This is a genomic window from Paracidobacterium acidisoli (assembly GCF_003428625.2).
Classification (GTDB): Bacteria; Acidobacteriota; Terriglobia; order Terriglobales; family Acidobacteriaceae; genus Paracidobacterium; species Paracidobacterium acidisoli.
On record NZ_QVQT02000001.1, the window covers coordinates 689,782 to 715,448 of the forward strand.

Here is a 25,667-nt window from a genome sequence, read left to right on the forward strand (position 1 = left end):
GAGCACGGAGAGATAAGCAGGGAGAGATGAGTACAGCATGGAGATAAAGGAGGCCAGCCGCGGAGCCGCAACCGGCGCGAATGCGCAGGCCGTTCGGCCCGCCGCCGCGGAGGTGAATCTCTCCCGCATCGCACCCACCCGCGACGAGCGCCTCTTTCTGGTCCTCTCCATCTTCATCGGTGTCATCTCCGGCCTGCTCGTGGTCTCCTTCCGCGTGGCCATCGAATGGATCGGCATCCTCACGCTCGGCTCCGCGCCGCACCCCGGCCAGCTCCGCCTGCTCTTCGTGCCTGCCGCCGCCGGACTGCTCGTCGCCGCGCTCGTCATCTGGTTCTTTCCCGGAGCCCGCGGCAGCGGCGTCAACCAGACCAAAGCCGCGCTCTATATCTATAACGGCTACATCTCCTTCCGCACCGTCATCGGAAAATTCATCACCTCGGCCATCGCCATCGGCGCCGGCCACTCGCTCGGCCCCGAAGACCCGTCGCTGCAGATCGGCGCCGGCGTCGCGTCCATGATCGCCCGCCGTCTGCGTCTCTCGCGCCAGCGCCTGCGCATGTTTGCCCCCATCGGCGCCGCCGCCGGCCTCGCCGCCGCCTTCAACGCTCCCATCTCCGCCATTCTCTTCGTCATCGAAGAGGTTATCGGCAACTGGAGCGCCGCCGTCCTCGGCTCCGTCGTCCTCGCCGCCATCTCCAGCGTCGTCGTCGCCCGCTGGTTCTGGGGCGCCGAGCCCATGTTCCGCATCCCCTCGGTCAGCCTGCGCAATCCGCAGGAGCTGATCGCCTATGCCGTCCTCGGCATTGCCGGTGGCCTGCTCGCGCCCATCTTCTCCCGGGCCCTCGGCTTTCTGCGCCCTCGCCTGCGCGCCATGCCGCCGTGGACCCGTTACGGCCAGCCCGCTCTCGCCGGCCTGCTGGTCGGCGCCATCGGCTACTTCGGCTTTCCTCAGGTCATGGGCTCCGGCTACGGAGTCATCGATCAGGCCATGCACGGCCAGTATGTCTGGCAGTTTCTCGTGGCGCTCACCCTGCTCAAGCTGCTGGCCACCACGCTGTCTTTTTCCAGCGGCACGCCGGGCGGCATGTTTGCCCCCACGCTCTTCATCGGAGCCATGCTCGGCGCCGCCGTCGGCACCTTCGAGAAGCATTTCTTCCCGCACCTCACCGGAACCATCGGAGCCTATTCCCTGGTCGGCATGGGCGTGCTCTTCGCCGGATTCCTGCGTGCTCCCCTCACCTCGGTCTTCATGGTGCTCGAGGTCAGCGGCAATTACTCGATCATCCTGCCCGTCATCCTCGCCAACACTATCGCCTATCTGCTCTCGCGCAGCCTGCAGCCGGTGCCCATCTTTGAGACCTTCACCCACCAGGACGGCCTCGAGCTGCCCTCGATGGAGGAACAGCGCGAAGAGCTCGTCCTGCACCTCGAAGACGCGCTGCGCCCCGTCGAAGTCCCGGTCGCCTCGGGAAGCGACAGCATCGAAGCGGCTTCGCGTCTCGTCGCCGGATCACGCGCCAGCGCCTTTCTCGTGCAGCTCGCCGACGGCACCTGGTACGCCATGACAGCCGAAGAGCTGACCGCCGCTGCCGCCGCCCATTCACCCTCCGCGGCACTGGTCACCGCGCTCCGGCCGGACCGCACACCCATGCTCTTTCCCGACCTGCCCCTCGAAAGCGCCCTGCATCACTTTCCGCGGTGGCCGCTGCTGCCCGTCCTGAACCGGGCCAACCGCAGCGTGCTCGAAGGCGTCGTCGCTCTTGACGACATCCTCCGCCGCTACCGGACCCCGTAAAATCCACGTCGGCTTGCATCGCTCCGCTGTCGCAAATACTCTCAGATGACGGACCGTTTCCAGCCTGACCGCGATGCTGAGCCTTTATCAAAGACTGATCCTGGGGTGTCTGCTGCTGATCGCTTTGGTCACGGCGGTCAGTATGCTGGTGCGTACCTCCTTCGTCCGTCTGGCCGATCTGGCCGATCAGGTCCACCGCGCCGACGCCGCCGTCGCCTCTCTGACCTCCGCGCGCGCCGCCCTTGCCTATGAGGAGCTGATCGCCGCCCGTCTCGAGACCGGTGCCGACAGCGCCACCCGGAAACAGCTTCAGGACCAGGCCCTGATGACCCGCAGCCTGCTGCGCGTGGCCCAGGAAAACGTCTCGCGCCTCGACCCCTCCGTCGATATCGCCGGTCTCAGCCGCCGCCACGAAGCCGCCCTTGCGCAGTTTCCGCAGCCCTCGGCAAAGCTGACCATGGCGCTCGAAGACCTGCTGCAGCAGCTCCGCCGTAATGTCGAGCAGCTCACCGCGCTCCGCAATAAAACCGTCTCCGGTCTGCTCGATCAGCAGGAGAGCCTGCGCGCCCGCCTCATCACCGCCTGCGGACTCAGCATCGCCGCCGCCACCGCCATCTCCATCGTCATGCTCACGCTGGTCATCGTGCCGCTGAAGCACACCGCCCGCATCGCCCGGCGCATCGGCCAGGGCGACCTGCACCAGCGCATCGAATGGCGGTCGAGAGACGATCTCGGCGTCATCGCCACCGAGCTCAACCGCCTCGCCGTCCGGCTCCGCGACCTCCGCGAAACCGAATCCGGCCGCCGCCAGATGGAGTTCCAGCTCAGCGACGCCGTCGTCCGCTCCATCTTCGAGCCCGTCATCGTCACCGACGCCAAAGGCCACATCCTCAAGCTCAATCAGGCGGCGATGGAGCTGCTCGGCGACGGCTCCTCCGACCGCATGGTGCTGGCCAACACCCCCGGCGGCGACAGAATTCTCGGCGCCATCCGCTCCGCGGTCTCCATGCAGCGCATGTCCACCGGCGAAGGCGATGCGGCGCTGCTGCCCATGCGCATCGGACAGGCCGAGCGCAGCTACCGGCTGCGCACCACGCCCATGCGCGACGGCGAAGGCAAGCTGCTCGGCACCGTCACCGTGCTCGAAGACGTCACCGAGCTGGCCCAGGTCGATCGCTTCAAGACCCGCTTTCTCACCGTCGCCTCGCAGAAGCTCCGCGACCCGCTCCAGCGCCTGCGTCTTTCGCTCTATGCCCTTGCGAAGGGCCATGCCGGCGATCTGCGCCCTCTGCAGTGCGATCTGGTGCAGGGCGCGGAGACTGAAGCCGAGCAGCTCGACAGCCTGATGGCCGACCTGATCGAGGTGGGTGAGCTCGAGACCGGACGCCGCGAGATGCGCGCCGAGAAGCTGCGCCCCGCCGACATCCTGCAGAACGCCATCAGCCGCTTCCGCGACGAGGCGCGCACAAAAAGCATCGAGCTGGAGCTGAGCGTCTTCGCCGATCTGGCCTACGTCAGCGCCGACCGCCGGGCCGTTCGCACCATCCTCGACAACCTGCTGACCAACGCGCTCCGCTATACCCCTTCGGGCGGAGAAATCCGCCTCGGCGCCACCGAAATGAGCGAGCGTATTCAGTTCTTCGTGCGCGACAACGGCCGCGGGATTGAAGCCGAGCGCCTTCCCCGCATCTTCGGCCGCTTCAGCGAAGGCTCCCGCGACGGAACCGGCCTCGGCCTCGCCCTCGTGCGCCGCCTGGTGGAGTCGCAGGGCGGCCAGGTCTCCGTGGAAAGCCGCCTTGGCCACGGCACCACCTTCAGCTTCACCCTCCCCATCGCGTCCGCCGGCGAAAGCCGCCACCCCGTGGAGGCAGGATGAGCTCTCCCGTCACCCTCAGCCACGAATCCGGCGAGCCCGCCCGGCTGCGCATCTACATCGGCGCCGCGCCCGGCGTCGGCAAGACCTTCCGCATGATGGAAGACGCTCACCTGCTGCGCCATCAGGGCTTCGATGTCGTCGTCGGCCTCGTCGAAACGCACGGGCGCGCTGAGACCGCCGCGAAGGTCGGCGATCTCGAGCTCGTTCCGCTGAAGGATATCCAGTACCGCTCCGTCACGCTCCGCGAGATGGATCTCGATGCGATCCTCGTCCGCCGGCCCGCATGGTGCGTCGTCGACGAGCTGGCGCACAGCAATGTTCCCGGCTCGCGCCACCGCAAGCGGTATGAAGATGTGCTGGAGCTGCTCGACGCCGGCATCAGCGTGATGACCGCGGTCAACATCCAGCACCTCGAGACGCTGAACGACGCCGTCTCCCGCTCGGCCAGCACCACCATCCGCGAGACCGTTCCCGACAGCCTGCTCAGGCGCGCCGATGAGGTCGTCAACGTCGACGTCACCGTCGATGAGCTGCGCACGCGTCTGCGCAGCGGCAAAATCTACGCTCCCGAAAAGGTCGAGCAGGCGCTGGCGAACTTCTTCCGCAAGGGCAACCTCAACATGCTCCGCGAGCTGGCCCTGCGCACCACCGCCGAACAGGTCAGCACCGCCGCAGCCGAGTACCGCCGTATCCAGGGCCTCGAACAGGCGCCCATTCCGGAAAAGGTGATGGTCTGCCTCTCCTCGCGCATCGGCATGGAGCGGCTGGTGCGCGTCGGCGCCCGCATCGCCGGCCGCCTCGCCACCAACTGGTACGCCGTCTACGTGGAGACGCCGGATACCGATCACCGGCACGGCAATCCCGAGGCCTTTGCGCGCCTCGAAGAGTATCAGCGCATGGCGCGCGATCTGGGAGCGAGAGTCATCACGCTCAAGGACCGCAAAGTCGCCGACGCGCTGATCCAGTTCGCCCAGAAGGAAAACATCTCGCACGTCGTCTTCGGACAGTCGGCACGCTCACGCTGGGATGTTCTGCTGCACGGCTCGGTCATCAACCGCTTTCTCGCCGAAATGCGCGAGACCACCGTGCAGGTGGTCCCGATCGAAAAAGAACGCAGACAGGAAGCGGCGAAAAAGCAGGGGTAGCGATTAGCCATTAGCGATCAGGGATTAGCTGTCAGCTATTAGCGATCGGGGATTAGCTGTCAGGGAGCAGGTCGCAGGGCGCAGAGCACAGAAAAGCTGAACGACCTCTCTGAAGCTCGTCGATTTATTTTCCATTGCTGTCAGCCACCGAGGATGCGGGTGCCCCGTGTCCGTATATCCGGACACATGGTGCGATCTGGAATGCATCTGCCCTTTCGACCGTCGAAGGCTCAGCTTTTCTGTGCCCTGTGCCCTGCGACCTGTTCCCTGATCCCTACTCCCTCTTCTTCAGCACCGCCGTGCTGTTTTCGTCCGTCGTGATTTTGCCTTCGAGGCTCTTCAGCTGCGCGTACTGGTCTGCGTTCAGAGCGAGCTTCTTCAGCACGTATTCGCGGGAGTAGTGCAGAGTGTCGCCCTCGGCCTTCACCTCGCTGCGATAGGTGGCGAAACCCATATCCACGCTGACCGGATCAGGCACCTCATCCACGGCATATCCGCTCGGAATCTTCACGTCGAAGCTGTCGCGCCATGTGCCCAGCGACTCGAAGCTGATGGGGTACACCCGCTCCTCGTCGTTCAGACCCTCCGCGTCCGAGCCGATCACGCGCGGCCGCACCAGCAGCAGACTGCCCGCCGTCTTCGCATACGCGGGCGCCGTCACGTCGTACTGCGTCACGAGCTGCTGGTCGAGGTTGCGAATGTTTTTAAAGTCCTCGGAATTGAGCGTGAAGGTCGAAAAGTCATTGCGCAGCGAGCCTTCGAGGCTCTCCGTGCGCTCCTTGTCGCTGCTCTCCGTCAGCCGGTGCCGCAACCCGCCCGACGAGGGGCCGCTGCGCACCACGGTCACGTCGCCCTTCAGCGTGCCGTCCGCCGCCAGCTCGAACTTCGCGGAGCGGTCCGTCACATCCAGATCCGGCTTCAGCACCGGCAGCTCGATCACCTGACTGTCCGGCCCCGCCACCAGTGTTCCATAGCCGCCCTGCAGATACACCGGAAGCTGGCCGATCGGCACGTACGCATTGGTGGGATCGAAGATCAGATACCGCTTGCCGGTCTTCGCCGTCACCACCGCTTCGAGACGCGGATTGTCGTATCCCTTCGGAATCTCGATCGCGGCAATTGCATGGTTCCCATACATCGAGGGCGTTCCCGGATCGACAAAGCCGCGGCGCGTATCCACCAGCACCCACGTTGCCCGGATTCCCACCGCGTCCAGCATCGAGACCAGCAATGTCGCCTTGTCCTTGCAGTCGCCATACTGATTCTTGAAAACATCTTCGGCGGAATGCGGCTGAAGGTTTCCCACGCCGATCTCGATGCCGACGTAGCGGATCTTCTGCTGCATATAATCCGCGACCTTCGCAATCCGCGCCATGAAGTCCTGGCTGTCGCCGGCCAGCGAGCGCGCCGACGCCGCCACATCCGTCGCCCCCTCGGTCCGCGGCGAGGCAAGCCCCTCATACCAGTTGCCGATGCTCGCCCACAGCGCATCTCCCTCGGGAATGGGGCTGGCCGAGAAATGGACGCTCATGCGTCCCGCCAGCGCGCGCGGAGACGGAACCAGCGGAACATCGGAGACATCGATCGATGGAACGTCCCGCATCTCCCAGCGGAAGTGGCCGGGCGCAATCTCCGCAGGCTGCACCGCCGCGTGATGAAACCAGACGGCGCGCTGGTGCCATCCCTGCGGCACGTCGATCTCGTAGACCGAATGCACCTTGGGAATCAGATACTGAAACTCCCACATATCCTCGTTCAGATAGCCGGGGAACTGGCTCTCCGACTCCCATGCGACGATGCCGCCCAGATCGGCACCCGGCGGCGAGGCCACGCGGGCGCGCTCGTCGTTGTAGAGTATCCCGTAACCCTCCTCGCCCACGTCCCGGTATTCCTTGTCCTTCATGGTGTACTGGTGCCCGTCGGAACCGATACTCCACACGTGGAACGAAAGCAGCTTCTCATCCTTCGAGTAGCTCACGCCGGGAAGCGCATACTCGCGCCCCTGCGGACGCAGAATTTTGACGACGGCCCGGTAGCGGGTCACGGCGTGGCCGTCAGGCCCCACGGTGAGCAGCGTATCCTCCAGCAGATACACCGCCTTCGCATTCTTCTCGGCACGCGGCAGAGTAACCGGATTATCGACAGCCTGCTGCACCCAGTCCGGCACGTGGTCCGGAGCCGCATGGGCGGCCGCAAACGGAAGCAGCAGAACGATCGGAAGCGCGAACGCGGGGTACTTCATTGCGGCTTCACCGAAGTCGTCGCCGTGGTCGCCACCGGCATCGGCCCCACCTTCAGCACCAGCGGCTCCTGATCGTGCGCGCTGGCCTTCTGGTAGAAATCCCGCAGCGTCGTATATTCCTTCGCGTAAAACAGATCGGTGCCGATCAGCATGGCGCGCCCATAATTAATGCTGTTTCCCGCTATCCGGCACTTCTCCACGTAATCGGCAAGCTGCTGCACCGGAATATCGGTATCCTGGGGAGTGCTCTCGACCGTCATATTGGCAGGCAGTTTGATCGTGACCTGATCGGCGACATCGGATGCATAGTTCAGATCGATCGGGGTCTCGCGCGTCGTCTCCGGAAAGCGCGGCTTCTCACCGGCCTCGAAGAAGCTTCCCGGCAGAAAAACGCGCTTGCCGGTCGCCGTCCCCATGGTGCCGCTGATGTTCGCCATCACCATCAGTGCTGTCGTGTAGTCGTTCAGCCCGACAAAATGGTCTGTCTTCACTGTTATGCCCGGAGGCACGACCCGCTGCAGTTCGTCCTCGAAGTCCTTCTTCACTTCCTCCTCGTCATTCCGCAGCGCCGCATGGCGCCAGCGGAGAGCCTGCGCTCCCGCGAACAGGATGCGGATATCCCCGTGCACCTTGCCATCGGGATCAAGCTGAATATCCGCATAGCGCCGTGTCGCATTGTCCTTGTAGCTCAGCCCCGGCGTCGTGGTGATTTCTGTGCCGTTGTCCGTCTGGCGAATCCCCGCCGTCTCGGTATGCTTCCAGCTCAGCTTTCCAAATTCGCAGTAACGCTGCCCCGGGTCGAAGTACTCTTCCTTCCCGCCGGCATTCACGATCACGATCTCGTCGTCCATCTGCCGCCAGCTCAGATATCCGGCATTGAAGAGGCTTTCATCGCGGTTGGTAACGGCCATGGCATACGCCTTCATCCCCGCGGCCCGCACCATAGCCAGAAACAGCCGCGCAATCTGATCGTCGTAGCCGCGCTTCTGCTCCCAGATATCGTCGGCGGTCTTTACGCGAAGCCCTTCCGCCTTGTTCTCTTCTGCCGTGTGCGTGCGGGTAAAGCTCGTATTCTCGAGCTTCATCACCGCCGCATAGATCTTCTGCAGCTTCTGCTCGTCCGTATCGCCGGGAGCCACCATCTGGCTGACCGCGCTTTTCAGCTTGTCCGACGGAGTCGCAAAGTGATCCACATTCTTCGACCAATATTTGCCCTCGGTCTTCCAGTACTGCACCCCGTCCGTGAACGGCGAGTAATAAAAGAGCACGCGGTAGCTCAGGCTGTGCATCGGCGGCATGAACGGCTCATCGGGCAGCGCCTCGATATCGTCCACCGCCAGATCGAAGCCGTTAAAGCCCTCCGTCACCTTCGCATCGTGAGGCAGGTGCTGGAAATAAAGCAGCCGGCTCGCCACGTCCTCATGCCCCTGCGAGTCACGGGTCGTCACATAGCGGCTTCCGCTCATATCGAACGGGATGAAGTGATAGTGCGCCTTGTGTACGTAGATCGGCTGCTGCACATACCACTCGGGCGAGCTCAGAAGATTATCGTCATAGGCCAGAACGTAGCGGTATTCGATAATGCTGCCCACCTGCACATCCGGCATGCTGAAGACCTTTTCCATCACCTTCCGGTCGCCGGACTTCATCAGCAGCTTATCCATCGGCCTGCCGGTAAACGGCACAATGGTGCCGTCGCTGTGGATGGTGCGCCCCTCCACATTCCGGATCGTGAAGCCGTGCGCCTCGTAGGGAATCTCCACGTCGGCGTAGTCCTTGCCCTTTTCCGTCAGCACCTTGATGCGGGCATACAGCGAGTGGAAGTGCAGCTTGTCGTCCACCGTCTCTTCGCGGAAGAGATACACCGCAGGGGCATTCGGAGCCGCCGGGTCCGCAGTCATCTTCAGCTCTTCCGGAGTGGGTTGCGTCCAGGTGGGAGCGGCCAGTGCGGGAAAAGACGCAAACAGCAGAAAGGAGACGCACACGGAACGGCGCAGAGCGGTCAGCAAGGCAGGCCTCGGGCAATCACGAAATATCCGCGCCGCCTGCCCGGTGACGCGAGCGTCGTATCCATTCCCGGGCTGGGCACCGCAGCCAACCCAGTTGTACTTTGATAAGCGTCAGTTACACAAGATAAATTTTGAAGATAGCCCCTGCGGTAACCGCTCAGCCCGAGCAGCGTGACCGTTGTAACTCTCTTCGATACAGCGGATTCTGCGGGAACTCCGCGGCCAGTCCGCCCAGCAGGCTGCACGCCTGGCCCGTGTCCCTGTCGCGCAGCGCCGCAACCGCCAGCAGCAGGCGTGCAAAGGGCGCAAGCAGATCGCCATGCGCCGCCGTGAGTCTCAGATCGTGCAGTCCCTGCGCCTTATCCGTCTGCACTCCGCCCATCTGCAGCAGCCAGCGCACCGGAGCCGGCTTGATGCCGCTGAGATAGTTCTCAATGCCTACGGCAAGATAGGCGTCGTAACGCTCCGGAGCTTCCTGAAGTAACTGCTCCGCAAGTAACCTGCTCTGCTTCGTATAACGAATCGCAGCCAGATCGCGCTTATCGATCAGCGCGGCATAATCGGAGCGCAGCCCCAGCGAAAGCACCTGCGCAAACTGCGCGTTGATGTCGTGCGCATTTTTAGCCAGCGCCTTCCGCGCCAGATCGTCCGTCGCATCCACGGCCTGCTGAAACTGCTTCTCGATCTCCGGATCGGGGCTCGGCTTCTTTCTGTGCTCGAAGCGGTCATCGTCCGTAAAGAGCTGCGTCTCGAGAATCCCGAGGCGGTCGAACTCCGTGAACAGAAACGCTGCCGCATGCGCCGCCGGTCCCATCGGATCTTCCGGGTGCACCTTCTGCCACGCGTCGATATCGCGATGCGCTCCCGCAAAATCCAGATCGTACATCCGGCCGAAGGCCTGCCGGATCTGCCCGCCATCTTCTCCTTCTGCGGAATGGGGGACTGCGATCAGCGAAAGCAGCAGAAGACAAAGAAGCACGCGTAATTTCAAGAAGACTCCGTCACTCGGTTTTCAGAACTCAGTTTTTTGGACGCACATTACGGCTCTGCGATACGGACCACCGCGAAAACCCTTTTCACGGAACCAGAAAAGGCCGCAGCCCCTGTGCCGGAAACAGCCCCGTCGCCCCCGGCTCGCCCCCATACTGCGGCCGAAAGAGGAAGCGAACGAAAAAGCCCACCGTCTGGTTGTCGTAATCGCGCGTGTTATTCCCCGAGACGGAGCCGCCCGCGTACCAGTGATCGGTGAGGCGATATGCCATCTCTCCATGAAAATCGTAGCTCAGACCCGTGTGGCTTCGCCCCGCATACGCAGCATTTCCCGCCGCTTTTTCGAGCGCCGCATCCAGCGGAAAGTATGGAGCGCCGTCTTCCTCAAAGGTCTGCACGCCCGGCGCTCCGGTAAGGTCATAGTGCAGATTCACTCCCCTGCGCCCTCGCCATGTAACCGGCGCGCTGGCGTCAGCATAGCGCTGCGGGCTGAAGTATCCACCCTGTCCCCAGGTGAAATAGCGCTCATTGTGCGCGTAGTGCATGCCGGAAACGCGGAGGCCCATCGTCACGCTCGACGTATCCGCAACCGCGAACAGCCGGTGCCACGCGCCTGCCTCGCCGCCGATGCGCGTGTTGTTCCCGACATGCTCGCCGGTCAGGTACTGTCCTCCGCCGCTGACGAAAAAACCGGAGCTCGCATCGCCCATCCGCAGCTCCGCCTCGCCGGCATTGGCCACCACGCCGCCCCATACCCTGCCCACCGACCCAGCACTCGCAGAGCCAGCACTCGCAGAGCCCGGATCATGCGCGCCCGCATACGAAAGCTGCGAATCCCGCACCGAATCCCGATACGCCGAGACCGTGAGCGGCCCGCCCGCCGGTCTCCAGCGCACACGGCCCACGAAATGGCCCACGGCAAATCCCGTCGGAGTATACCCGGCTCCGGCGGCAAAGTGCGGCGTGGCCACCTGTACCTCTTCGCCCACTCCGGCCACGCTCTGTGACGGCGGAGCCACTCCCGCAGCCAGCGTGCCGAAGCGCTCCGAAACACCCGGCGACAGAACCGGCGCGCTCGCTCCCGCGCCCGCATCCAGAAATGTGGGCTTCACGATCAGCGTCACGCGCGCCACCGCGCCCAGCGGCGTCGAAGCCTCCAGCGGCGCCTCCGTCGCCATAAGCCGGTCGAAGCCCGGCGTGCCGCCGCGATGACTCACCAGCCCCGTGCCGCCCAGCCACGGACTGTAGCTGCCCTCGATCGTCGCCAGCTCTGCATCCGCCGCCTCCTTTGGGTTTCTTATGCGAATGACCGGCTCGGGCTTGCCGCCCTCCATCGCCGCCGCAGAAGCCGGAGCCGCGGAAACCGCCCCCCCGGAAACGGAAGCAGGACCAGCAGCAGCAGGCCCTCCCGCCGCCGGCACTTCCTCCGTCGCGGCGATCTTCTCCTCCGGCGGATGCGAAACCCCTTCGCTCACCGCCTCCGCAAACGGAGCTGACGCCCGCTCCTCTGCACTTCGCTGCTCTGCGGCCTGCAGATCCGACAATCGCAGATCTTCCGGCGGCGACCGCCATCGCAAAAGCCTCCGCTGCGCAATCTGCTGCGACAGCGCGGTCGGCTCTGTCACCAGCCCCGTCTCATCGAGCGGCCTTGCCTCAATCTCCGCCGGCCGCACCCGCTTCACCGATCCCGACGAAATGGAAAGGTGAAGCTGCGCGCCGCTCCCCTCCTCCGCAATCACCTGTTCGGCTTCTGCCTCCTCGACCGCGTGATCCTGCGCAGCCGCGCCTCCAGGAGGAGCAGGCGGCGGCGGCGCGATCTTCGCGCTCGCCGCACTGTTCTCACTCCCTGCCGCCGGCCTCTGCTCCCTGGTCGTCGGCTCACTGCTCCTTTGCTCACTGCTTATCGGCTCTGCTGGCTTCGCCGCTTCCCGCTCCGTCTCCGGTGCCTGCGCAGCCGGTGCCGACGGTGCCTCGCTCTTCGCGGCATCGCCATGATCGGCGCTGGCCGTTGAAGCCTCCGGCTCATGCGATACGGGATGCTCCTCGCCCTTTGCGCCGTGACCGTTGTCCGCAGAAGCCGGTGGCGTTGCCTCCGCGGGCGATCCTTCCCCGGCAGCCACATACGCCGCCGTCAGCCTCTGGAGGTACGCCGGATCGGTCGCAAGATCCTTACCCACCTCCGCGGGAAACCGCTTCGTCGTGGCAATGGCGTCCCGCGGATTCCCTCCCTCGGCCTGCGCCGTAAACAGCCCAAGCCACACCGGCTCCGCATCCGGCAGCACGCTCACCAGCCGCTGATAGACCGGGATCGCCTTCGCCGGCTGCTTTTCCTGCATGTAAACTCCGGCCAGCGACTGCAGCGCCACGGCGCTCTTCGGACGCAGCGCCAGCGCCGCCCGCAGGCGGTCCTCCGCCTGCTCCATGCGGCCCGCATTCCACGCCTCGGTCCCCTGGTCGACCGCATCCTCGAACTGCGCATCGGTGAGCGCGCTGTCGATCTGCGGACCCGCGAGGCCATCCGCCTTCGCCTGAGTAAAGTAGCTCACCGCGCCGGCAAAATCCTGCTGCTGCAGGTGTACATAGCCCAGCCCGGCCAGCACGCGCGGATTGAATGGCTCGACGGTGTGCAGATCCTCGAAGCGCCGTTCGGCTTCGGCCAGCCGGTGCGCCGCCAGAGCGGAAAAGGCCGCCTGCTCCGCCGGCGTCTGCCCCAGCGCTTCAAAGCTCTGCGTCTGCGGCACGGGAGACTGGGCCGCGAGCCGCAACACACAACAGGAAAAAACAAGCCAGACCAGCGCTGCTCCCAGGGCCGGTCTGCACAGCATCCGCATCATTTCCTTCCCATCTCACCATGTGCTAACCTGGAACAGGAAGAAAAATGTGAGCTCGTAGCTCAGATGGTAGAGCAACGCCCTTTTAAGGCGTGGGTCCTGGGTTCGAGTCCCAGCGGGCTCACCACATGCCTCCCCGCCTCAGCGCAGCGTAAAGTGCACCGGTGAGAGATTCCGCAGCCGTTCCGCCGCTGTCTCGGGCGTGATATCCCGCTGCGGCATCCCCAGCATCTCGAATCCCACCATAAATTTGCGGACCGTCGCCGAGCGCAGCAGGGGCGGATAAAAGTGCGCGTGAAAGTGCCACTCCCCGTGCTCTTCTCCGTCGCATGGACTCTGATGAAAGCCCATCGTGTACGGAAAGCTGGTCTCGAAGAGATTGTCGTACCGCGTCGTGAGCTGCTTCAGAATGTCCGCAAGCTGCGTCCGCTCCGCGTCCGTGAACTCCTTCAGCGAGCCCGCATGCCGCTTCGCCAGCACCAGTGTCTCGAAGGGCCACACCGCCCACCACGGCACCACCGCCAGAAATCCGTCGTTCTCGCAGACAATCCGCGAGGCCTCCCGCGTCTCCACGCCCGCGTAGTCGCACAGCAGGCAGCTTCCGTGCTCTGTGCGATACGCCCGCAGCGACTCCGTCTCCTGGCGCGGCTCATCCGGAATATGCTCGGTCGCCCAGATCTGCCCGTGCGGGTGCGGATTGCTCGCCCCCATCATCGCGCCGCGGTTCTCGAAGATCTGCACATAGCGAATCTCCTTCTCCGCGCCCAGGCGCTCATACTCCTCCGTCCACGCATCCACGACCCGCCGTATCGCCTCCGGTTCCATCAGCGCCAGCGTCAGGCTGTGGTCGGGATGAAAGCACAGCACCCGGCACCGTCCCCGCTCCCGCTCCGCCACCAGCAGCGGCGAGCGCTCGCCCTCCGGCTCAGGAGAATCCGGCAGCAGCGCCGCATAGTCGTTATCGAAGATGTATACGCTTTCATAGCGGGGCGTAAGATGCCCCCCGGCGCGCGTATTGCCCGGGCACAGATAGCACTGCGGATCGTAGTGCACCCCTGAAAACCCCGACGAGGGATTTACCTCGCCCTGCCAGGGCCTCTGCGTGCGGTGCGGCGAAACCAGCACCCACTGCCGGCGCAGCGGGTTATAGCGGCGATGCGGAAACTGCAGCGAATCCGAGCTCAATGGACATCCCTTTCTGTTCGCATCTTACCGGAATGAGCAGCGAACAGCAGGGATCAGGGATCAGCCACCAGCGATGGGCACGGGTACCCCACATCCCGATCTTCGAACCTGGGATGCCATATGGAATCCATCTGCCTTTTGTACCGCCGAAGATGCCCAGCATTTCTGAGCCTTGTGCCCTGCGCCCCGATAGCTAATCTCTGATCCCTGATGGCTAATCCCTGATCTTAGTTCGTCGGCTTGTCCGGAACCGGCGCCGTCGCCAGATACAGCTCGGCAAATCTGCGGCTGTACTCCTCCAGCAGCTCTCTCACCCGCTCCGGCTGCTCCGAGCGCACGATCAGCCCCGCGTGGTGGTGCTTCTTCATCCGGTGCACGATCTCCGGCGCGTCGAAGATCGTCGTGTCCGGCTCCGCCGTGCGCGCCAGGCACAGCACGCTGCCTGCGTAGAGCGCTCTCTGCTCGGGCAGCGCATACGGCTCGCTGCGCAGCGACGCGACCTCGATCCGCGCCCACTCCGCCCACAGATTCACGCCCGTCGCCTGCTCGATCACGTCGGCGATGAAGGCGCCGCCCACGCGTGCCGCCACTTCCAGAAAGTAATAGCGCCCGTCGGTCCCGCGAATGTACTCCGCATGCGTCACGCCGCGCACCATGCCCATCGCCGGAATCAGCCCCGCATTGATCGCCGCCAGCGACACCGCATCCTCCGAGCGCCGGTCGAGCACCCGCGTCGTGAAGACGCCGCCCTCATGCATCACCTGCATCGGAGGCTTCCCATAGCCGCTCACCGTCGTGAACACCACCTGCGACTCGCTGGTGATCGCATCGACGTGAAAGATATCGCCGGGCACAAACCGCTCCAGCAGGTAAAAGCTCTGCCGGTCGCCCAGCTCATCGAGTGTGCGCCACAGCTGCTCCGGCTCGTGAATCTTTCGTATCCCGATCGCCGAGGCCTCGGCGCGCGGCTTCAGCACCCACGGCGCCGGAACAGCCTCCATCCACGCCCGCAGATCGTCGTAATTCAGTACCGGAGTAAAATCCGGCACCGCCGCCTTCGACAGGCCGGTCGTGGCCGCCCGCTGCGCCTGAAAGCGCATCGCCAGCTTGTCGCGGAAGTAGGCCGTCGTCGTCAGCCCCATGCCCGGAATGCGCATATGCTCGCGCAGATGGGCAATGGTCATCATGTCGAACTCGTCGAGCGACACCAGCCGGTCGAACTTTCGCGAGCGCGCCAGATACGTCACCGTGTTGGTGATCTGTTCCAGCGTCAGCCTCTCGGGCATGGTGATGATCTCTTCCAGCACATCGCGCGGCCAGTCGCCGTTCCGATGTTTGTCGAGCGTCAGCAGAACCACGCGGCATCCCAATGCCGCAGCCTGCCGCAGAAAGGCCTGGCCCTTCTCGTAGGTCGTCAGACAGAGAATGCGCTCGCTGCGATGTGCGTCCATAAGCTTTGCCGTCCTGCGATCTGCGGGCAGCAGGAGCTGCCGTCCTGTACAACCTGCGGCCATGGAATCAGCCGCCATATACGGTGGCTGAGCGGCTGCTTTTCCGTTTCGGCCGCTTTTCCGTTTCGATAGTTCTACCATAAGCTCACAACAGACGATCTGCGATGAACGACGCGCCCTTATATCCCTTCTCCGCACAGGAAATCGCCGCCCTCCACGACCACTTCACCGCCCTGTGGCACCGGCAGCCTCCGGCTCTGCCCGGCGAAGCACGCGGCCCGGTCCCCGACGCCGTCATCGCGCAGCACCTCGCCAACTTCGAGCTCTGGCACACCGAAGACCGCGCCCGCACCCCCGGCGCAACCGACCACGAGATCGCCGAGGTCAAGCGCTCCATCGACCGCATCAATCAGCGCCGCAACGATCTCGCAGAGGCGTGCGACACGCTGCTGCTCGCAGAGCTTGCGACGCGCGGGCTTCCCGATCCCGGCGCCGAGCTGCACTCCGAGAGCCCCGGCCTCATCATCGACCGGCTCTCCATCCTCGCTCTCAAAATCTGGCATACCCAGGAGGAGATCGCCCGCGCCGCCGGCCACCCGGAAGCCCTTGCCGGCCACGCCCTGCGCAACCGCGAGCGCCTCAACCTGCTGCTCATGCAGCGCGGAGACCTCGCCGCCTGCCTCGACCGCCTCTGGCAGCAGACCCTCGCCGGCGAGCGCCGCTTCAAGCTCTACCGCCAGCTCAAGATGTACAACGATCCCTCGCTCAACCCCGCCATCTATCAGGCGAAGACACCGGTCGGCGAATAGCGCAGCCACGCTGCCCGGCACAGCCACTCACACAAACGGATTCCGGATCGTCAGCCCATCGATCTTCTGGCCATCCTGCATATCTTCCGAGTAAAGCGTCGTGCAGCCGGCCTCCAGAGCCGCCGCGATCACCAGAGCGTCGTAAATCTGATACCCGGTAGCGCCGTGCAATCTGCAGCCCGGCAAGGTGAATCCCAAGCGTCAGCGGCTCGGCCGGCTCGCACAGGGCTCGAACCGCCTCCAGTGCCTCTGCCGTTTCCCGCCAGCTCATGCCCAGCTTTCTGCGGGCTACGGCAGTAAACTCGTTCAGCACCTGAACGCTGATTCTTCCACCCGCGGCCAGCAGCTTTTCCGCCTCCGCAGTGCGCGCATCATTTTGTGCAAACGCATAGATCAGAACACTCGTATCGAAAAATACCTTCGTGCCCATTCGCGAAAGTCCTCAGCGTCCGTTCGCTGCTTCCCGGTCAAAATAAAAGCCCGGAGGCAGCGGTCTGCGCAGCGCGCGAATACGCTCCATGGCCTTCTGACGGCTGTTGTCGCGGCCAATCGCAAACTCTCTTCGCCCCGCGATATGGATTTCGATCTGATCTCCTTCTTTCAGCTCAAGCACCTCCACAACGCCCGCTGGAAGACGAACCGCCAGGCTGTTTCCCCACTTCGCTACACGCATACATACTTCCTTCCTGTGCTATGGATATACATACTAAAGTATATCCACGATAGCCTTTCCTCCGGCTCCGCCTTCACACCTGCTTCACCCTGTTATCCTCATCCCCGGAGGAAAATGTTTTCATGCTTACCCTTGAAGGCCGTGTCGCCGTCGTCTTCGGCCTGGCCAACAAACGCAGCATCGCCTGGGGAATCGCTCAGAAGCTCCACGCAGCCGGAGCGAAGCTCGCCATCGGATACCAGAACGAGCGCCTGAAGGCGGAAGCCCACAGCCTGATCGCCGATCTTCCCGGCTCCGAAGCCTTCCAGTGCGACGTCTCCAGCGACGCCGAGATCGATCAGACCTTCGCCGGGTTCAAAGAGCGTTACGGCAAGCTCGACATTCTCGTCCACTCCATCGGCTTTGCGCCGCCCGACGCGCTGAAGAACGACTTCCACCTCACCTCCCGCGAAGACTTCCGCATCGCGCACGATGTCAGCGTCTACTCGCTCATCGCGCTCAGCCGCGCCGCTGCACCGCTGATGACCGATGGCGGCAGCATCGTTACGCTCACTTATTACGGCTCCGAAAAGGTCGTGCCCAACTACAACATCATGGGCGTCGCCAAGGCCGGGCTCGAGGCCACCGTCCGCTACCTGGCCGCCGATCTCGGCAGGAAGAACATCCGCGTCAACGCCATCTCCGCCGGCCCCATCAAGACCCTTGCCGCGCGCGGCATCGGCGGACTCGGCGACATGCTCAAAGCCCACATCGACCGCTCACCGCTGCATCGCAACACCGAGCAGTCCGAAGTCGGCAGCACCGCCGCTTTTCTCGCCTCCGATCTCGCCAGCGGTATCACCGGCGAAGTCATCTACGTCGACAGTGGTTACAACATCATGGGCTTCTGAAACCCAGCGGGCCGCGTTTTTCAATATGCAGGAATTTCAGCAGTACAAAACACACACAAAAACATAAGGAGTGCCTGTGAATCGTCGCGCTTTTCTGAAAGGAAGCCTTCCCGTCGTCGCCACGCCGTTTCTTCTGCGCCACACCGGTTTCGCTCAGTCCGCCGTGCCTCCGCTGCCTCCCGCCGGAGCCGACGGATGGATCTCTCTGCTCAACGACCGCGATCTGAGCGGCTGGTACAGCATGCTGCAGAAATCCGGCAAAGACGTTGCGCAGCAGAGGGGCATGGTGCAGATGGAAGAAGGCATGCTCCACATCATGGGCAACACCGCCGGCAATGAGCCCGCCGAGCCCGGCTACCTCGCCACCAACCAGGAGTTTGAAAATGTCCACATTCGCGTCGAATGCAAGTGGGGCATGAAGCGTTTTGCGCCGCGCCTTGAGGTCAAGCGCGACAACGGCGTCCTCTACGGCCTGGTCGGAGAAGACAAGGTCTGGCCCCGCTGCGTCGAATGCCAGATCGAGGAAGGCGACGTGGGCGACTACTTCCTGATCGACGGCGTCCGCGGCATCCAGTCCGGACATGGCGCCGGCTACTTCGGCGGCGGCATGAGCCCCAACGGCTGGCCGGCCGGCAGCAGCGAGACTCCCCGGACCCGGCCTGGACAGGCGCCGCCCGAGCCCGCCACCGGCCGCCTGATCAAGGACGGCAACTTCGAAAAGCTCGATGACTGGAACGTCATCGAAGTCATCTGGCAGGGCGACCGCTCCGCTCACATCGTCAACGGCAGAACCGTCAACTCCGTCACGAAGCTCGAGCAGCCCGATCCGAAGAATCCCGGCCAGTTCATTCCGCTCACGCGCGGAAAGATCGCCATCGAGCTGGAGTTCGCCGAGATCTGGTACAGAAGAATCGAAGTAAAATCGCTCGTCTAAAACCGCAGTAAAGCCACTCGTCTGCAGTACCTTCCGGCCGGGGCAGCGGAGATACGCCGCTTCCCCGCCGCACGGCCAGCCGGCCTGAACCACTCAGGAGTCAGAAAAACCGCTATGCCCATCGCTGAAGATCTTGCCCGGATCGCCCTCCAGGAGCGCGAGCTGCAGTTCTCCTCCTTCAACGAGCTCACCGCGTGGAGCCTCGGCTCGCGCCTGCGCGACCTCGCGCTCTCCCGCGACCTTACCCTCGTCATCGACATCCGCCGCTTCGGCCAGCCGCTCTTCTACTCCGCACTGCCCCGCACCATCCCCGAAGGCGCGGACTGGGTGCGCCGCAAGGCCAACGTCGTGCAGCGCTTTCACCGCAGCTCTTACGCCGTCGGGCTCGACCACAAAAACCGCGGCACCAGCCTGCACGAGCGCCAGGGCCTTTCCCTCACCGAGTTCGCCACGCACGGCGGCGGCTTTCCCATCCGCATCAGCGGCTCCGGCGTCATCGGCTCCGTCACCACCTCCGGACTCACCGAGCGCGCCGACCACGAGATCGTCGTCGAAGCGCTCTGCGCCGAGCTGGGGCGCGACTACTCCAGCCTCTGCCTGCCCTCCGAATCCTGAAGAAGACCGCTCGCACAAAGCAAAAGGCCCGTCGCAGGACGGGCCTTTTTATTTCCTCTGATCTCTCCGCGCTACGGCTTCAGCTTCGAGAACAGGTTCAGCTTCGACACATCGTTGAACATGATGAAGGCGAAGAACAGGATCAGCATTACGAACGCCACCTGATACACCCGCTCCTTGAACTCCTGCTTCAGATCGCGCCGCAGCGTGCCTTCAATCAGCAGCAGCAGAATCATCCCGCCATCCAGAATCGGGATCGGCAGCAGGTTCATAATGCCGAGGTTCAGGCTGATCAGTGCCGTCAGCCCGATAATCGGCTGCCAGCCCTTCATCGTCACCGCCTCACCCGTTTCGCGCGCAATGCCGATCGGCCCGCTGAGCTGCTGGATATCCGAGCGGTGCGTCAGCAGCCGCTGCAGCACCTCGAAGATGTATCCCGAATAGTGCACGTTGTAGGTGACCGACTGCTTCACCGCCTCGGGCAGCGGAAGCTGTTCCACGCGGAACGGAGGCGCCACGGGATGAAAGCCCAGCCGGTAGCCCATGTGTCCCGCGCCGTCGTCGCCTTCAATCGGAGTGGTTGTCACCGGCAGTATTTTGCCGTCACGGTCGATCACCAGATTCACCGGCTTGCTGCCCGCCTGCTGCAGGTAGGCCATCACCGCGCTCACCGAGTGAATCGTCTGTCCGTTGATCGACACGATGCCGTCGCCGGCCTTCAGCCCGGCCTTCTCCGCCGGATACCCCGGCGTCACATCGTGAATCAGCAGCGGACCCGGCTGCTCCTGTGGCAGCAGACCCAGCGACTCGATCTCGAAATCCTGTCCCTTCGACGGATCGGCCAGGAACAGCATCGTGCTGAACTGCGTCGTCTGCCCGTTCACCGTGCGCTCCACTGTCACCGGCACCGTCGTGTTCGCGTCGAGCGCGGCGCGCACGCGAACCTTTTCCCATGTCGGATTATGATCGCTGTCGAAGCGCACGATCCGGTCGCCCGAGGTCAGTCCCGCTTTGGCCGCGGCCGAATCCTGCGGCACAAAATCCATCACCGCCGGATTCGAGAGGTAGACCTCGACCTCGTTGTGCATCATGTACAGCCCGGCCATCAGCACAAAGGCCAGCACAAAGTTGGCCGCCGGTCCTGCCAGCCCGATCAGGATGCGCTGCCAGCGCGGATGCGCGTTCAGGTCGCCCGAGTCGCGCATCATAATGCCCGGAGGGTTCGCGGCGGTGCTGACCGGCATCGTGCCGTCGCCGCCCAGCTCGCCTGCCATCTTTACATAGCCGCCCAGCGGCAGCAGGCTCACCCGGTAATCGGTGTCGCCGCGGCGAAAGCCGAACAGGCGCGTGCCGAAGCCGATCGAAAACACTTCCACGCGAACGCCGCAGAGCTTGGCTACGGCAAAGTGGCCGAACTCGTGCACCAGCACCATAACGCCGAGCACGATAAGCATGGAAACGGTAGCAGTCAGAGCAAAAGGCATATTGGGGTCGAAATCTCAGAAAGCGGGCGTCAGGATCGGATGGCGACGCCTGAGTGCGCAGCAGCGTAGTCGCGTCCGGCTCTGGCCAGAACCTCCCGGGACCTCTCGCGCGCCTGCTCGTCCAGAGCAAGCACATCCCGTATGGTCGCCGGATGGCTCTCGGGGGTAGCCTGCAGTACTGCTTCAATTGTACGCGGGATGCCCTGGAACGGAATGACTCTTTCGAGGAAGGCCTCGACCGCGATTTCATCCGACGCATTCAGCGCAATGGCGTGCGCGCCGCCCCGCTCCGCCGCCTCATACGCCAGCCGCAGGCAGGGAAAACGCTCAAAATCCGGCGCTTCAAACTCCAGGTGTTTCAGCGCCGTCATATCGAAGGTCAGATCCGACTCGACCCGCTCCGGCCAGCTCATCGCATACAGTATCGGCAGCCGCATATCGGTGACCGAAATCTGCGCCAGAATGCTGCCGTCCACGTACTCCACCAGCGAGTGCACCGTCGACTGCGGATGCACCGTCACCTTCACCGCTGCCGGCGGCAGATCGAAGAGCCGGCACGCCTCGATAATTTCGAGGCCCTTGTTCAGCATCGTCGCCGAATCGATCGTTATGCGCCGTCCCATCACCCACGTCGGATGCTTCAGCGCCTGTTCGACCGTGATCTGCGCGAAATCGGCCAGCGGCAGCGTCCGGAAGGGACCGCCCGAAGCCGTCAGCCAGATCCGCTTCACCTCGGCCCGATCTCCGGCCCGCATGCACTGGTGTACGGCGTTATGCTCGGAGTCGATCGGCAGCAGCGCAACCTTCTTTTCGCGCGCGGCCGCTGTCAGAATCTCGCCTGCCGCCACCATCGCCTCTTTGTTCGCCAGGCCGATGGTCTTCCCCGCCTGCACCGCCGCGTAGGTCGCTTCAAGACCGGCCACGCCCACAATCGCCGAAACGACAAAATCCACCTCGGGCAGCGTCGCCGCATGAACCGTGCCCTCGGTGCCGTGAACCGTTTCAATGCCCGATATCCCGGCCTCACGCAGCCGCTTTTCGAGCGCTGCAGCCAGCTCCTCGGTGGCCATCGAGACCACGCGGGGACGCCACCGCCGGCACTGCTCGAAGGCCGCATCCACGTTGCGTCCCGCCGCCAGCGAGGCGACCGCAAACCGCTCCGGATAGCTCTCGACGATGCTCAGAGTGCTCTGGCCGATAGACCCGGTCGAGCCAAGAATGGCGATGTGCTTCAAGTGCAGAAAGTCTTTGCTTTGCAGAGTTTGCAGCAGACTAAAACAGCTGCTGCACTAACTGAGCGTACCACAGCACGGGAGCCGCCAGCAGCAGCGCGTCGATGCGGTCCAGAATCCCTCCGTGGCCCGGCAGCAGCGTCCCCGAATCCTTCACGCCCGCGCCGCGCTTGATCGCCGACTCCGCCAGATCGCCCACCTGCGCCGCCACATTCAGCAGCACCGACAGCCCGATCCAGCGCCACACCGACCCCGGAAAGAACAGGATCTCCACATCGTGCCGCGCCAGCAGGCCCGCGCCCTGAATCAGCAGCAGCGTCACCACCACGCTGCCCAGCACCGAGGCCGCCGCGCCCTCCCATGTCTTGTTGGGACTGATCGCCGGAGCCAGCTTTCTGCGCCCGAAGGCCCGCCCCACGTACAGCGCCGCAATATCGCCCGACCACACCGCGAAGAAGAGAAACAGCAGCAGCGATTTCCCGTTCTCCTGCGCCGACAGCAGCGGCAGCGTCAGCATGGCCAGCCCGATATACACCAGCCCGAAGGCCGAGTACGCCGTATCCGGCAGCACCCGCGCAACCGGCGAGCGGAAGGCGCACACCAGAAACAGCGCCAGCACCAGGCAGCCCAGAATCGGTCCGATCCAGTCCAGCGGCAGATAATAGATGCCCGCGAACTGCACGGCCATCGCCGCCATCACCACAATGCGCGGCGTCTTCGCTCCGCTGGCGTCGGCCAGCCCCAGATACTCCCACAGCGCCAGCTCGGCCACCGCCGCCACCGCCAGAATCAGCAGCGGGTACGGCGCCTTGAAGATCAGCAGCAGAACGAGAGGCACAAGAATGACGGCAGTCAGGATTCTTTTCATGGATGAAACGTCAGAATACACGGAACCGGGCACGATTCCCCCGTCCGTCGCCTGCAGACCTGAAATCTGAAGAATGCTCACCGTCACGGAACGGAAGCGCCCGCGGTAACCATGAAATACCTCTCAATTGGGGGATGTCTTCCTCATCGCAGTTCGCTATTCTCCACTTGTCCCCCCGATCAAACCCTATAGATCAAACCCCATAGAGACGTCTGCGATGACCTGGTTCGTAGTCTGCCTTAAAGCTCTTCTCGCCTCGTTCCGCGAGATCGCCGATCTGTCTGGTCATGCTGTGCCATAACGATGTAGCTCCGTCGCTGCTCTGAAAGCTCTTTGAGGAATTTTTATGAAGAACACACTTTGCACGTTCATCGTTCTCGCTTCCGGCTTCACCTGCACTTTTGCACAGCAATCCCAGGCTCCGCCGGCGCCCTCTGCGCCCGGGCCCACCATGGAACAAACCATCGCGTTTATCAATACGGGTCTGGCGCAGGATGACGCACTCGAAAATAAGCCTGTACGGACTCGCTCTGTCGAGCTTTCGAATGGCTGTTCTCTTGTGATGACAGAGAAGAGAGTCGCAGGTCCGGGTAATCCCGCAGGAAATATGGATTACCCACACTATCCAAAGCGTTACAGCCTGCACCTTGACAAGACTGACCCACGCAGCATCAGCATCTCCAGCGCCGGAGACACCCCTGCCAGCGGTGCTTCCGTGACAATATCTTCTGCGATCTGGGAAGAGTTAGACCTTCCGTATCAGGTTACCGAGCCTCTTCCCGGTTCGTATCAAATAACGGGAGTGGTACAGTCTGTTTCCGAGTCGTCGATTACGATCGAAACGCTTTTTAATAACCTGATTACCATCCCTGTTGATCCTCAGGTGGGATACAGCGAAATGGCTGAGGGGGCGGGCCAGGGAACCAGGATCACGAAAAGAAGGTTTTCTGAGCTTCGGCCGAGCATTCACCCTGGCGAAGGAATCAATATCAGACGCTCTCCTTATGAAAAGCTGCAGTCGATTATGAAAGAGGACAGCGTACACCTCCTGTCGGTAAATGAGAAATTGCCTCGCAATGAGAACTTTGCATATTTCCACTCCAAAGATCAGGCTGAGCGGATCGCGAAAGCGTTAATTCACGCGATGGTGCTCTGCCACAAGGACCAGCCGCCATCGCTGTTTTAACTTCACTTCCGGAGACCGCCTGTGAAACGAATCTTCAACCTGGTTCTTCTGCTGAGTGTGGGTATCGTCGTGATATCCGCAGCTCAAACGCATCCGGCTGTTGCATCCTTTGCTTCTTCAGATGGCGCGCAGCCCCAGGTTCAGGGAGAACAGACGGTATGGTTCGTCGAGGTGACAGCCGTACTGACCGAGACTGAAGCAAAAGACGCGGAAACCACTCTGAAGCAGCATGGATATTCTCCGGCGAGATCAGCTCAGAACGATGACCGGGCAATTCGTCTGCGCGTCGGTCCGTTTCCCTCTCGGCAGCAGGCTGAAGCCGCGAACGATCAGATCACCGCTCTCGGCTTCAACACTGCATTCGTCGCATCGCAGTCCCTCCCGGCGCCTACAACTGCGGTGCTGACATCGCAACAGGCAGACCTCGAGACACAGGCGCTGGCGAAGCTGAGCGGCTCCGGCGCAGCACCTGTATCTTCCAGTCCGGCCGATCTCGAATCCCAGGCAGTGCAGTCGATGGAAGCGCAGACGGCGGAGAATGAAACAGAAGCAGCCAGGCGCAGAGTGGAAGAGGAAGAACAGCGCAGAGCTGCTGCCGAACGCGCAGCGGAAGAAGCGCAGAACACTCCACCCCCGGCAGCGCAATCCGGTGGAGGCGGTTTCCTGAACGGCCTGAATGGACTCCTTGACGCTGTAAATCAGGGCATGCAGCAGGGCGCAGAAGAGAATGCCGCGATCTCAGGGCCGGCAATAAACAACGCGGCTCAGGCTGCTGAGGCCCGCGCCCAAACCCAGGCACATCAGCAGCGCAGTCAGCAGGCTGAAACCCAAACCACGACCACACCGGTCGGCAGTCGAGGCGGCAACAGCACAGGGACCACCGGCCTCGTCCCCGCTTCCACATCACAGATACCCTCGGCTGGCGATACCGCAGCCACGCCACAGCCCTCGCAGGCTCCGGAGGCGCCGGTCACTTACGGCTTCGCCGCAGGCGCTGGCAACCCGACTGCCATCGGCGACAGTGACGATTTCGGAAAAAATTCGATCTCCTCCCCATGCCCGGGCACTATCGAGCCGCAATGGAAACCGAACCAGTACTCGGACACGAACCAGGACCTCTGGTTTCACAGCATCTGCGCTGCAGATGTGAACCTGGTCTGGTTTTTCGGCCATAGCCCTGTCGCGAACGAAAAAGCTATCCACGCCTGGGGAGATACCATTGCCACCTATGGATTGCGTCTGAATACTTCCGTTTCTGTCTATGCCTGCCCGATCGATCACCCGATCCCCGTCAATAAAAAAGGAGTCAAGGTATTGGGTGCCGGCGAAGAATATCGTTGTGCGACCAGCCTCGGCATCTTTACGCCAAGATACTAAGCGTCCGGCAGAGCGAACGTCTTCCGCATCCGTTCACTCTGCCCACTGGGGTGTTTGTCAAAATCGACTGACCCT

General features: G+C 63.2%; 20 protein-coding genes, 1 tRNA gene and 1 pseudogene. 10 read left to right on the forward strand and 12 right to left on the reverse strand.

What is annotated here, in order from left to right; genetic code table 11:
- The first annotated feature begins 37 nt into the window (after nt 1–37).
- From D0Y96_RS02975 to D0Y96_RS02985, 3 genes are all read left to right on the forward strand, one after another.
- On the forward strand, nt 38–1,795 hold the full coding sequence (locus D0Y96_RS02975) for a chloride channel protein (RefSeq protein WP_117297823.1): 1,758 nt from the start codon (nt 38–40) through the stop codon (nt 1,793–1,795).
- A gap of 73 nt (nt 1,796–1,868) precedes the next feature.
- Entirely contained in the window at nt 1,869–3,671 is a 1,803-nt protein-coding gene (locus D0Y96_RS02980; protein ID WP_117297824.1) for a sensor histidine kinase, read from the forward strand.
- Nucleotides 3,668–4,816 (forward strand): universal stress protein, encoded by a 1,149-nt coding sequence (locus D0Y96_RS02985; protein ID WP_117297825.1) that lies wholly within the window; start codon nt 3,668–3,670, stop codon nt 4,814–4,816. The genes D0Y96_RS02980 and D0Y96_RS02985 overlap by 4 nt, the downstream gene beginning before the upstream one ends.
- A gap of 274 nt (nt 4,817–5,090) precedes the next feature.
- Here D0Y96_RS02985 and D0Y96_RS02990 read toward each other — a convergent pair whose 3' ends face one another.
- The 4 genes from D0Y96_RS02990 to D0Y96_RS03005 form a co-directional block, all read right to left on the reverse strand.
- Nucleotides 5,091–7,058 carry a DUF3857 domain-containing transglutaminase family protein gene (locus D0Y96_RS02990; RefSeq protein ID WP_117297826.1) on the reverse strand — a complete coding sequence of 656 codons (1,968 nt, stop codon included), beginning with the start codon at nt 7,056–7,058 and terminating at the stop codon, nt 5,091–5,093.
- Nucleotides 7,055–9,067 (reverse strand): DUF3858 domain-containing protein, encoded by a 2,013-nt coding sequence (locus tag D0Y96_RS02995; protein WP_117297827.1) that lies wholly within the window; start codon nt 9,065–9,067, stop codon nt 7,055–7,057. Before D0Y96_RS02995 ends, D0Y96_RS02990 begins: the two co-directional genes overlap by 4 nt.
- Before the next feature lie 157 nt (nt 9,068–9,224).
- On the reverse strand, nt 9,225–10,058 hold the full coding sequence (locus tag D0Y96_RS03000; RefSeq protein WP_117297828.1) for a hypothetical protein: 834 nt from the start codon (nt 10,056–10,058) through the stop codon (nt 9,225–9,227).
- Nucleotides 10,059–10,143: 85 nt separating this feature from the next.
- Nucleotides 10,144–12,891, reverse strand: coding sequence for a cellulose synthase subunit BcsC-related outer membrane protein (locus D0Y96_RS03005; RefSeq protein WP_117297829.1), 2,748 nt, complete (start codon nt 12,889–12,891; stop codon nt 10,144–10,146).
- A 48-nt stretch (nt 12,892–12,939) separates the two neighbouring features.
- On the opposite strand from D0Y96_RS03005, the gene D0Y96_RS03010 reads away from it, so the two are divergent.
- A tRNA-Lys gene (locus D0Y96_RS03010) sits at nt 12,940–13,015 on the forward strand.
- A gap of 14 nt (nt 13,016–13,029) precedes the next feature.
- On the opposite strand, the gene D0Y96_RS03015 is transcribed toward D0Y96_RS03010, so the two are convergent.
- Entirely contained in the window at nt 13,030–14,073 is a 1,044-nt protein-coding gene (locus D0Y96_RS03015) for a UDP-glucose--hexose-1-phosphate uridylyltransferase (RefSeq protein WP_117297830.1), read from the reverse strand.
- A gap of 227 nt (nt 14,074–14,300) precedes the next feature.
- Nucleotides 14,301–15,524, reverse strand: coding sequence for an ATP-grasp domain-containing protein (locus D0Y96_RS03020; protein WP_117297831.1), 1,224 nt, complete (start codon nt 15,522–15,524; stop codon nt 14,301–14,303).
- A 164-nt stretch (nt 15,525–15,688) separates the two neighbouring features.
- Here D0Y96_RS03020 and D0Y96_RS03025 point away from each other — a divergent pair, with 164 nt between their 5' ends.
- Complete coding sequence (locus tag D0Y96_RS03025; RefSeq protein ID WP_117297832.1) at nt 15,689–16,333, forward strand: DUF4254 domain-containing protein; 645 nt, start codon at nt 15,689–15,691, stop codon at nt 16,331–16,333.
- A 27-nt stretch (nt 16,334–16,360) separates the two neighbouring features.
- On the opposite strand, the gene D0Y96_RS20335 is transcribed toward D0Y96_RS03025, so the two are convergent.
- The 3 genes and pseudogenes from D0Y96_RS20335 to D0Y96_RS03035 form a co-directional block, all read right to left on the reverse strand.
- On the reverse strand, nt 16,361–16,504 hold the full coding sequence (locus D0Y96_RS20335; protein WP_252263399.1) for a PIN domain-containing protein: 144 nt from the start codon (nt 16,502–16,504) through the stop codon (nt 16,361–16,363).
- Between the two features lie 43 nt (nt 16,505–16,547).
- Nucleotides 16,548–16,763: pseudogene (locus D0Y96_RS20650) on the reverse strand (PIN domain-containing protein); the annotation flags it as partial.
- Nucleotides 16,764–16,775: 12 nt separating this feature from the next.
- Nucleotides 16,776–17,006: an AbrB/MazE/SpoVT family DNA-binding domain-containing protein gene (locus D0Y96_RS03035; RefSeq protein WP_117297833.1), complete on the reverse strand. Its 231-nt coding sequence runs from the start codon at nt 17,004–17,006 to the stop codon at nt 16,776–16,778.
- Between the two features lie 122 nt (nt 17,007–17,128).
- On the opposite strand from D0Y96_RS03035, the gene D0Y96_RS03040 reads away from it, so the two are divergent.
- The 3 genes from D0Y96_RS03040 to D0Y96_RS03050 all read left to right on the forward strand — a co-directional run bounded on the left by D0Y96_RS03040 (nt 17,129) and on the right by D0Y96_RS03050 (nt 19,445).
- The gene (locus D0Y96_RS03040; RefSeq protein ID WP_117297834.1) at nt 17,129–17,896 is read left to right on the forward strand and encodes an enoyl-ACP reductase FabI; all 768 of its coding nucleotides are present in this window, start codon (nt 17,129–17,131) and stop codon (nt 17,894–17,896) included.
- 76 nt (nt 17,897–17,972) lie between these two features.
- Nucleotides 17,973–18,830, forward strand: coding sequence for a 3-keto-disaccharide hydrolase (locus tag D0Y96_RS03045; protein ID WP_158562150.1), 858 nt, complete (start codon nt 17,973–17,975; stop codon nt 18,828–18,830).
- 114 nt (nt 18,831–18,944) lie between these two features.
- The gene (locus D0Y96_RS03050; protein ID WP_117297836.1) at nt 18,945–19,445 is read left to right on the forward strand and encodes a heme-degrading domain-containing protein; all 501 of its coding nucleotides are present in this window, start codon (nt 18,945–18,947) and stop codon (nt 19,443–19,445) included.
- A 71-nt stretch (nt 19,446–19,516) separates the two neighbouring features.
- On the opposite strand, the gene rseP is transcribed toward D0Y96_RS03050, so the two are convergent.
- From rseP to D0Y96_RS03065, 3 genes are read right to left on the reverse strand one after another with little or no spacing between them, the layout of a single operon-like run.
- Nucleotides 19,517–20,929, reverse strand: coding sequence for an RIP metalloprotease RseP (gene rseP, locus D0Y96_RS03055; RefSeq protein ID WP_117297837.1), 1,413 nt, complete (start codon nt 20,927–20,929; stop codon nt 19,517–19,519).
- A 29-nt stretch (nt 20,930–20,958) separates the two neighbouring features.
- Nucleotides 20,959–22,164, reverse strand: coding sequence for a 1-deoxy-D-xylulose-5-phosphate reductoisomerase (locus tag D0Y96_RS03060; RefSeq protein WP_117297838.1), 1,206 nt, complete (start codon nt 22,162–22,164; stop codon nt 20,959–20,961).
- Between the two features lie 37 nt (nt 22,165–22,201).
- A complete protein-coding gene (locus D0Y96_RS03065) occupies nt 22,202–23,029 on the reverse strand; it encodes a phosphatidate cytidylyltransferase (protein WP_117298030.1) in 828 nt (275 codons plus the stop codon).
- 346 nt (nt 23,030–23,375) lie between these two features.
- Between D0Y96_RS03065 and D0Y96_RS03070 the strand changes: the two genes are divergently transcribed.
- The gene (locus D0Y96_RS03070; RefSeq protein ID WP_117297839.1) at nt 23,376–24,215 is read left to right on the forward strand and encodes a hypothetical protein; all 840 of its coding nucleotides are present in this window, start codon (nt 23,376–23,378) and stop codon (nt 24,213–24,215) included.
- Between the two features lie 21 nt (nt 24,216–24,236).
- Nucleotides 24,237–25,592 carry an SPOR domain-containing protein gene (locus D0Y96_RS03075; RefSeq protein ID WP_117297840.1) on the forward strand — a complete coding sequence of 452 codons (1,356 nt, stop codon included), beginning with the start codon at nt 24,237–24,239 and terminating at the stop codon, nt 25,590–25,592.
- Nucleotides 25,593–25,667: the final 75 nt, after the last annotated feature.

Excerpts from the sequence above, each read along its gene's own strand:
- D0Y96_RS02975 (WP_117297823.1), top strand. The coding sequence starts at position 38 with ATGGAGATAAAGGAGGCCAGCCGCGGAGCCGCAACCGGCGCGAATGCG.
- D0Y96_RS02980 (WP_117297824.1), top strand. The coding sequence starts at position 1,869 with ATGCTGAGCCTTTATCAAAGACTGATCCTGGGGTGTCTGCTGCTGATC.
- D0Y96_RS02985 (WP_117297825.1), top strand. The coding sequence starts at position 3,668 with ATGAGCTCTCCCGTCACCCTCAGCCACGAATCCGGCGAGCCCGCCCGG.
- D0Y96_RS02990 (WP_117297826.1), bottom strand. The coding sequence starts at position 7,058 with ATGAAGTACCCCGCGTTCGCGCTTCCGATCGTTCTGCTGCTTCCGTTT.
- D0Y96_RS03005 (WP_117297829.1), bottom strand. The coding sequence starts at position 12,891 with ATGATGCGGATGCTGTGCAGACCGGCCCTGGGAGCAGCGCTGGTCTGG.
- D0Y96_RS03020 (WP_117297831.1), bottom strand. The coding sequence starts at position 15,524 with ATGGACGCACATCGCAGCGAGCGCATTCTCTGTCTGACGACCTACGAG.
- D0Y96_RS03025 (WP_117297832.1), top strand. The coding sequence starts at position 15,689 with ATGAACGACGCGCCCTTATATCCCTTCTCCGCACAGGAAATCGCCGCC.
- D0Y96_RS03035 (WP_117297833.1), bottom strand. The coding sequence starts at position 17,006 with ATGCGTGTAGCGAAGTGGGGAAACAGCCTGGCGGTTCGTCTTCCAGCG.
- D0Y96_RS03040 (WP_117297834.1), top strand. The coding sequence starts at position 17,129 with ATGCTTACCCTTGAAGGCCGTGTCGCCGTCGTCTTCGGCCTGGCCAAC.
- D0Y96_RS03050 (WP_117297836.1), top strand. The coding sequence starts at position 18,945 with ATGCCCATCGCTGAAGATCTTGCCCGGATCGCCCTCCAGGAGCGCGAG.
- rseP (WP_117297837.1), bottom strand. The coding sequence starts at position 20,929 with ATGCCTTTTGCTCTGACTGCTACCGTTTCCATGCTTATCGTGCTCGGC.
- D0Y96_RS03065 (WP_117298030.1), bottom strand. The coding sequence starts at position 23,029 with ATGAAAAGAATCCTGACTGCCGTCATTCTTGTGCCTCTCGTTCTGCTG.
- D0Y96_RS03070 (WP_117297839.1), top strand. The coding sequence starts at position 23,376 with ATGAAGAACACACTTTGCACGTTCATCGTTCTCGCTTCCGGCTTCACC.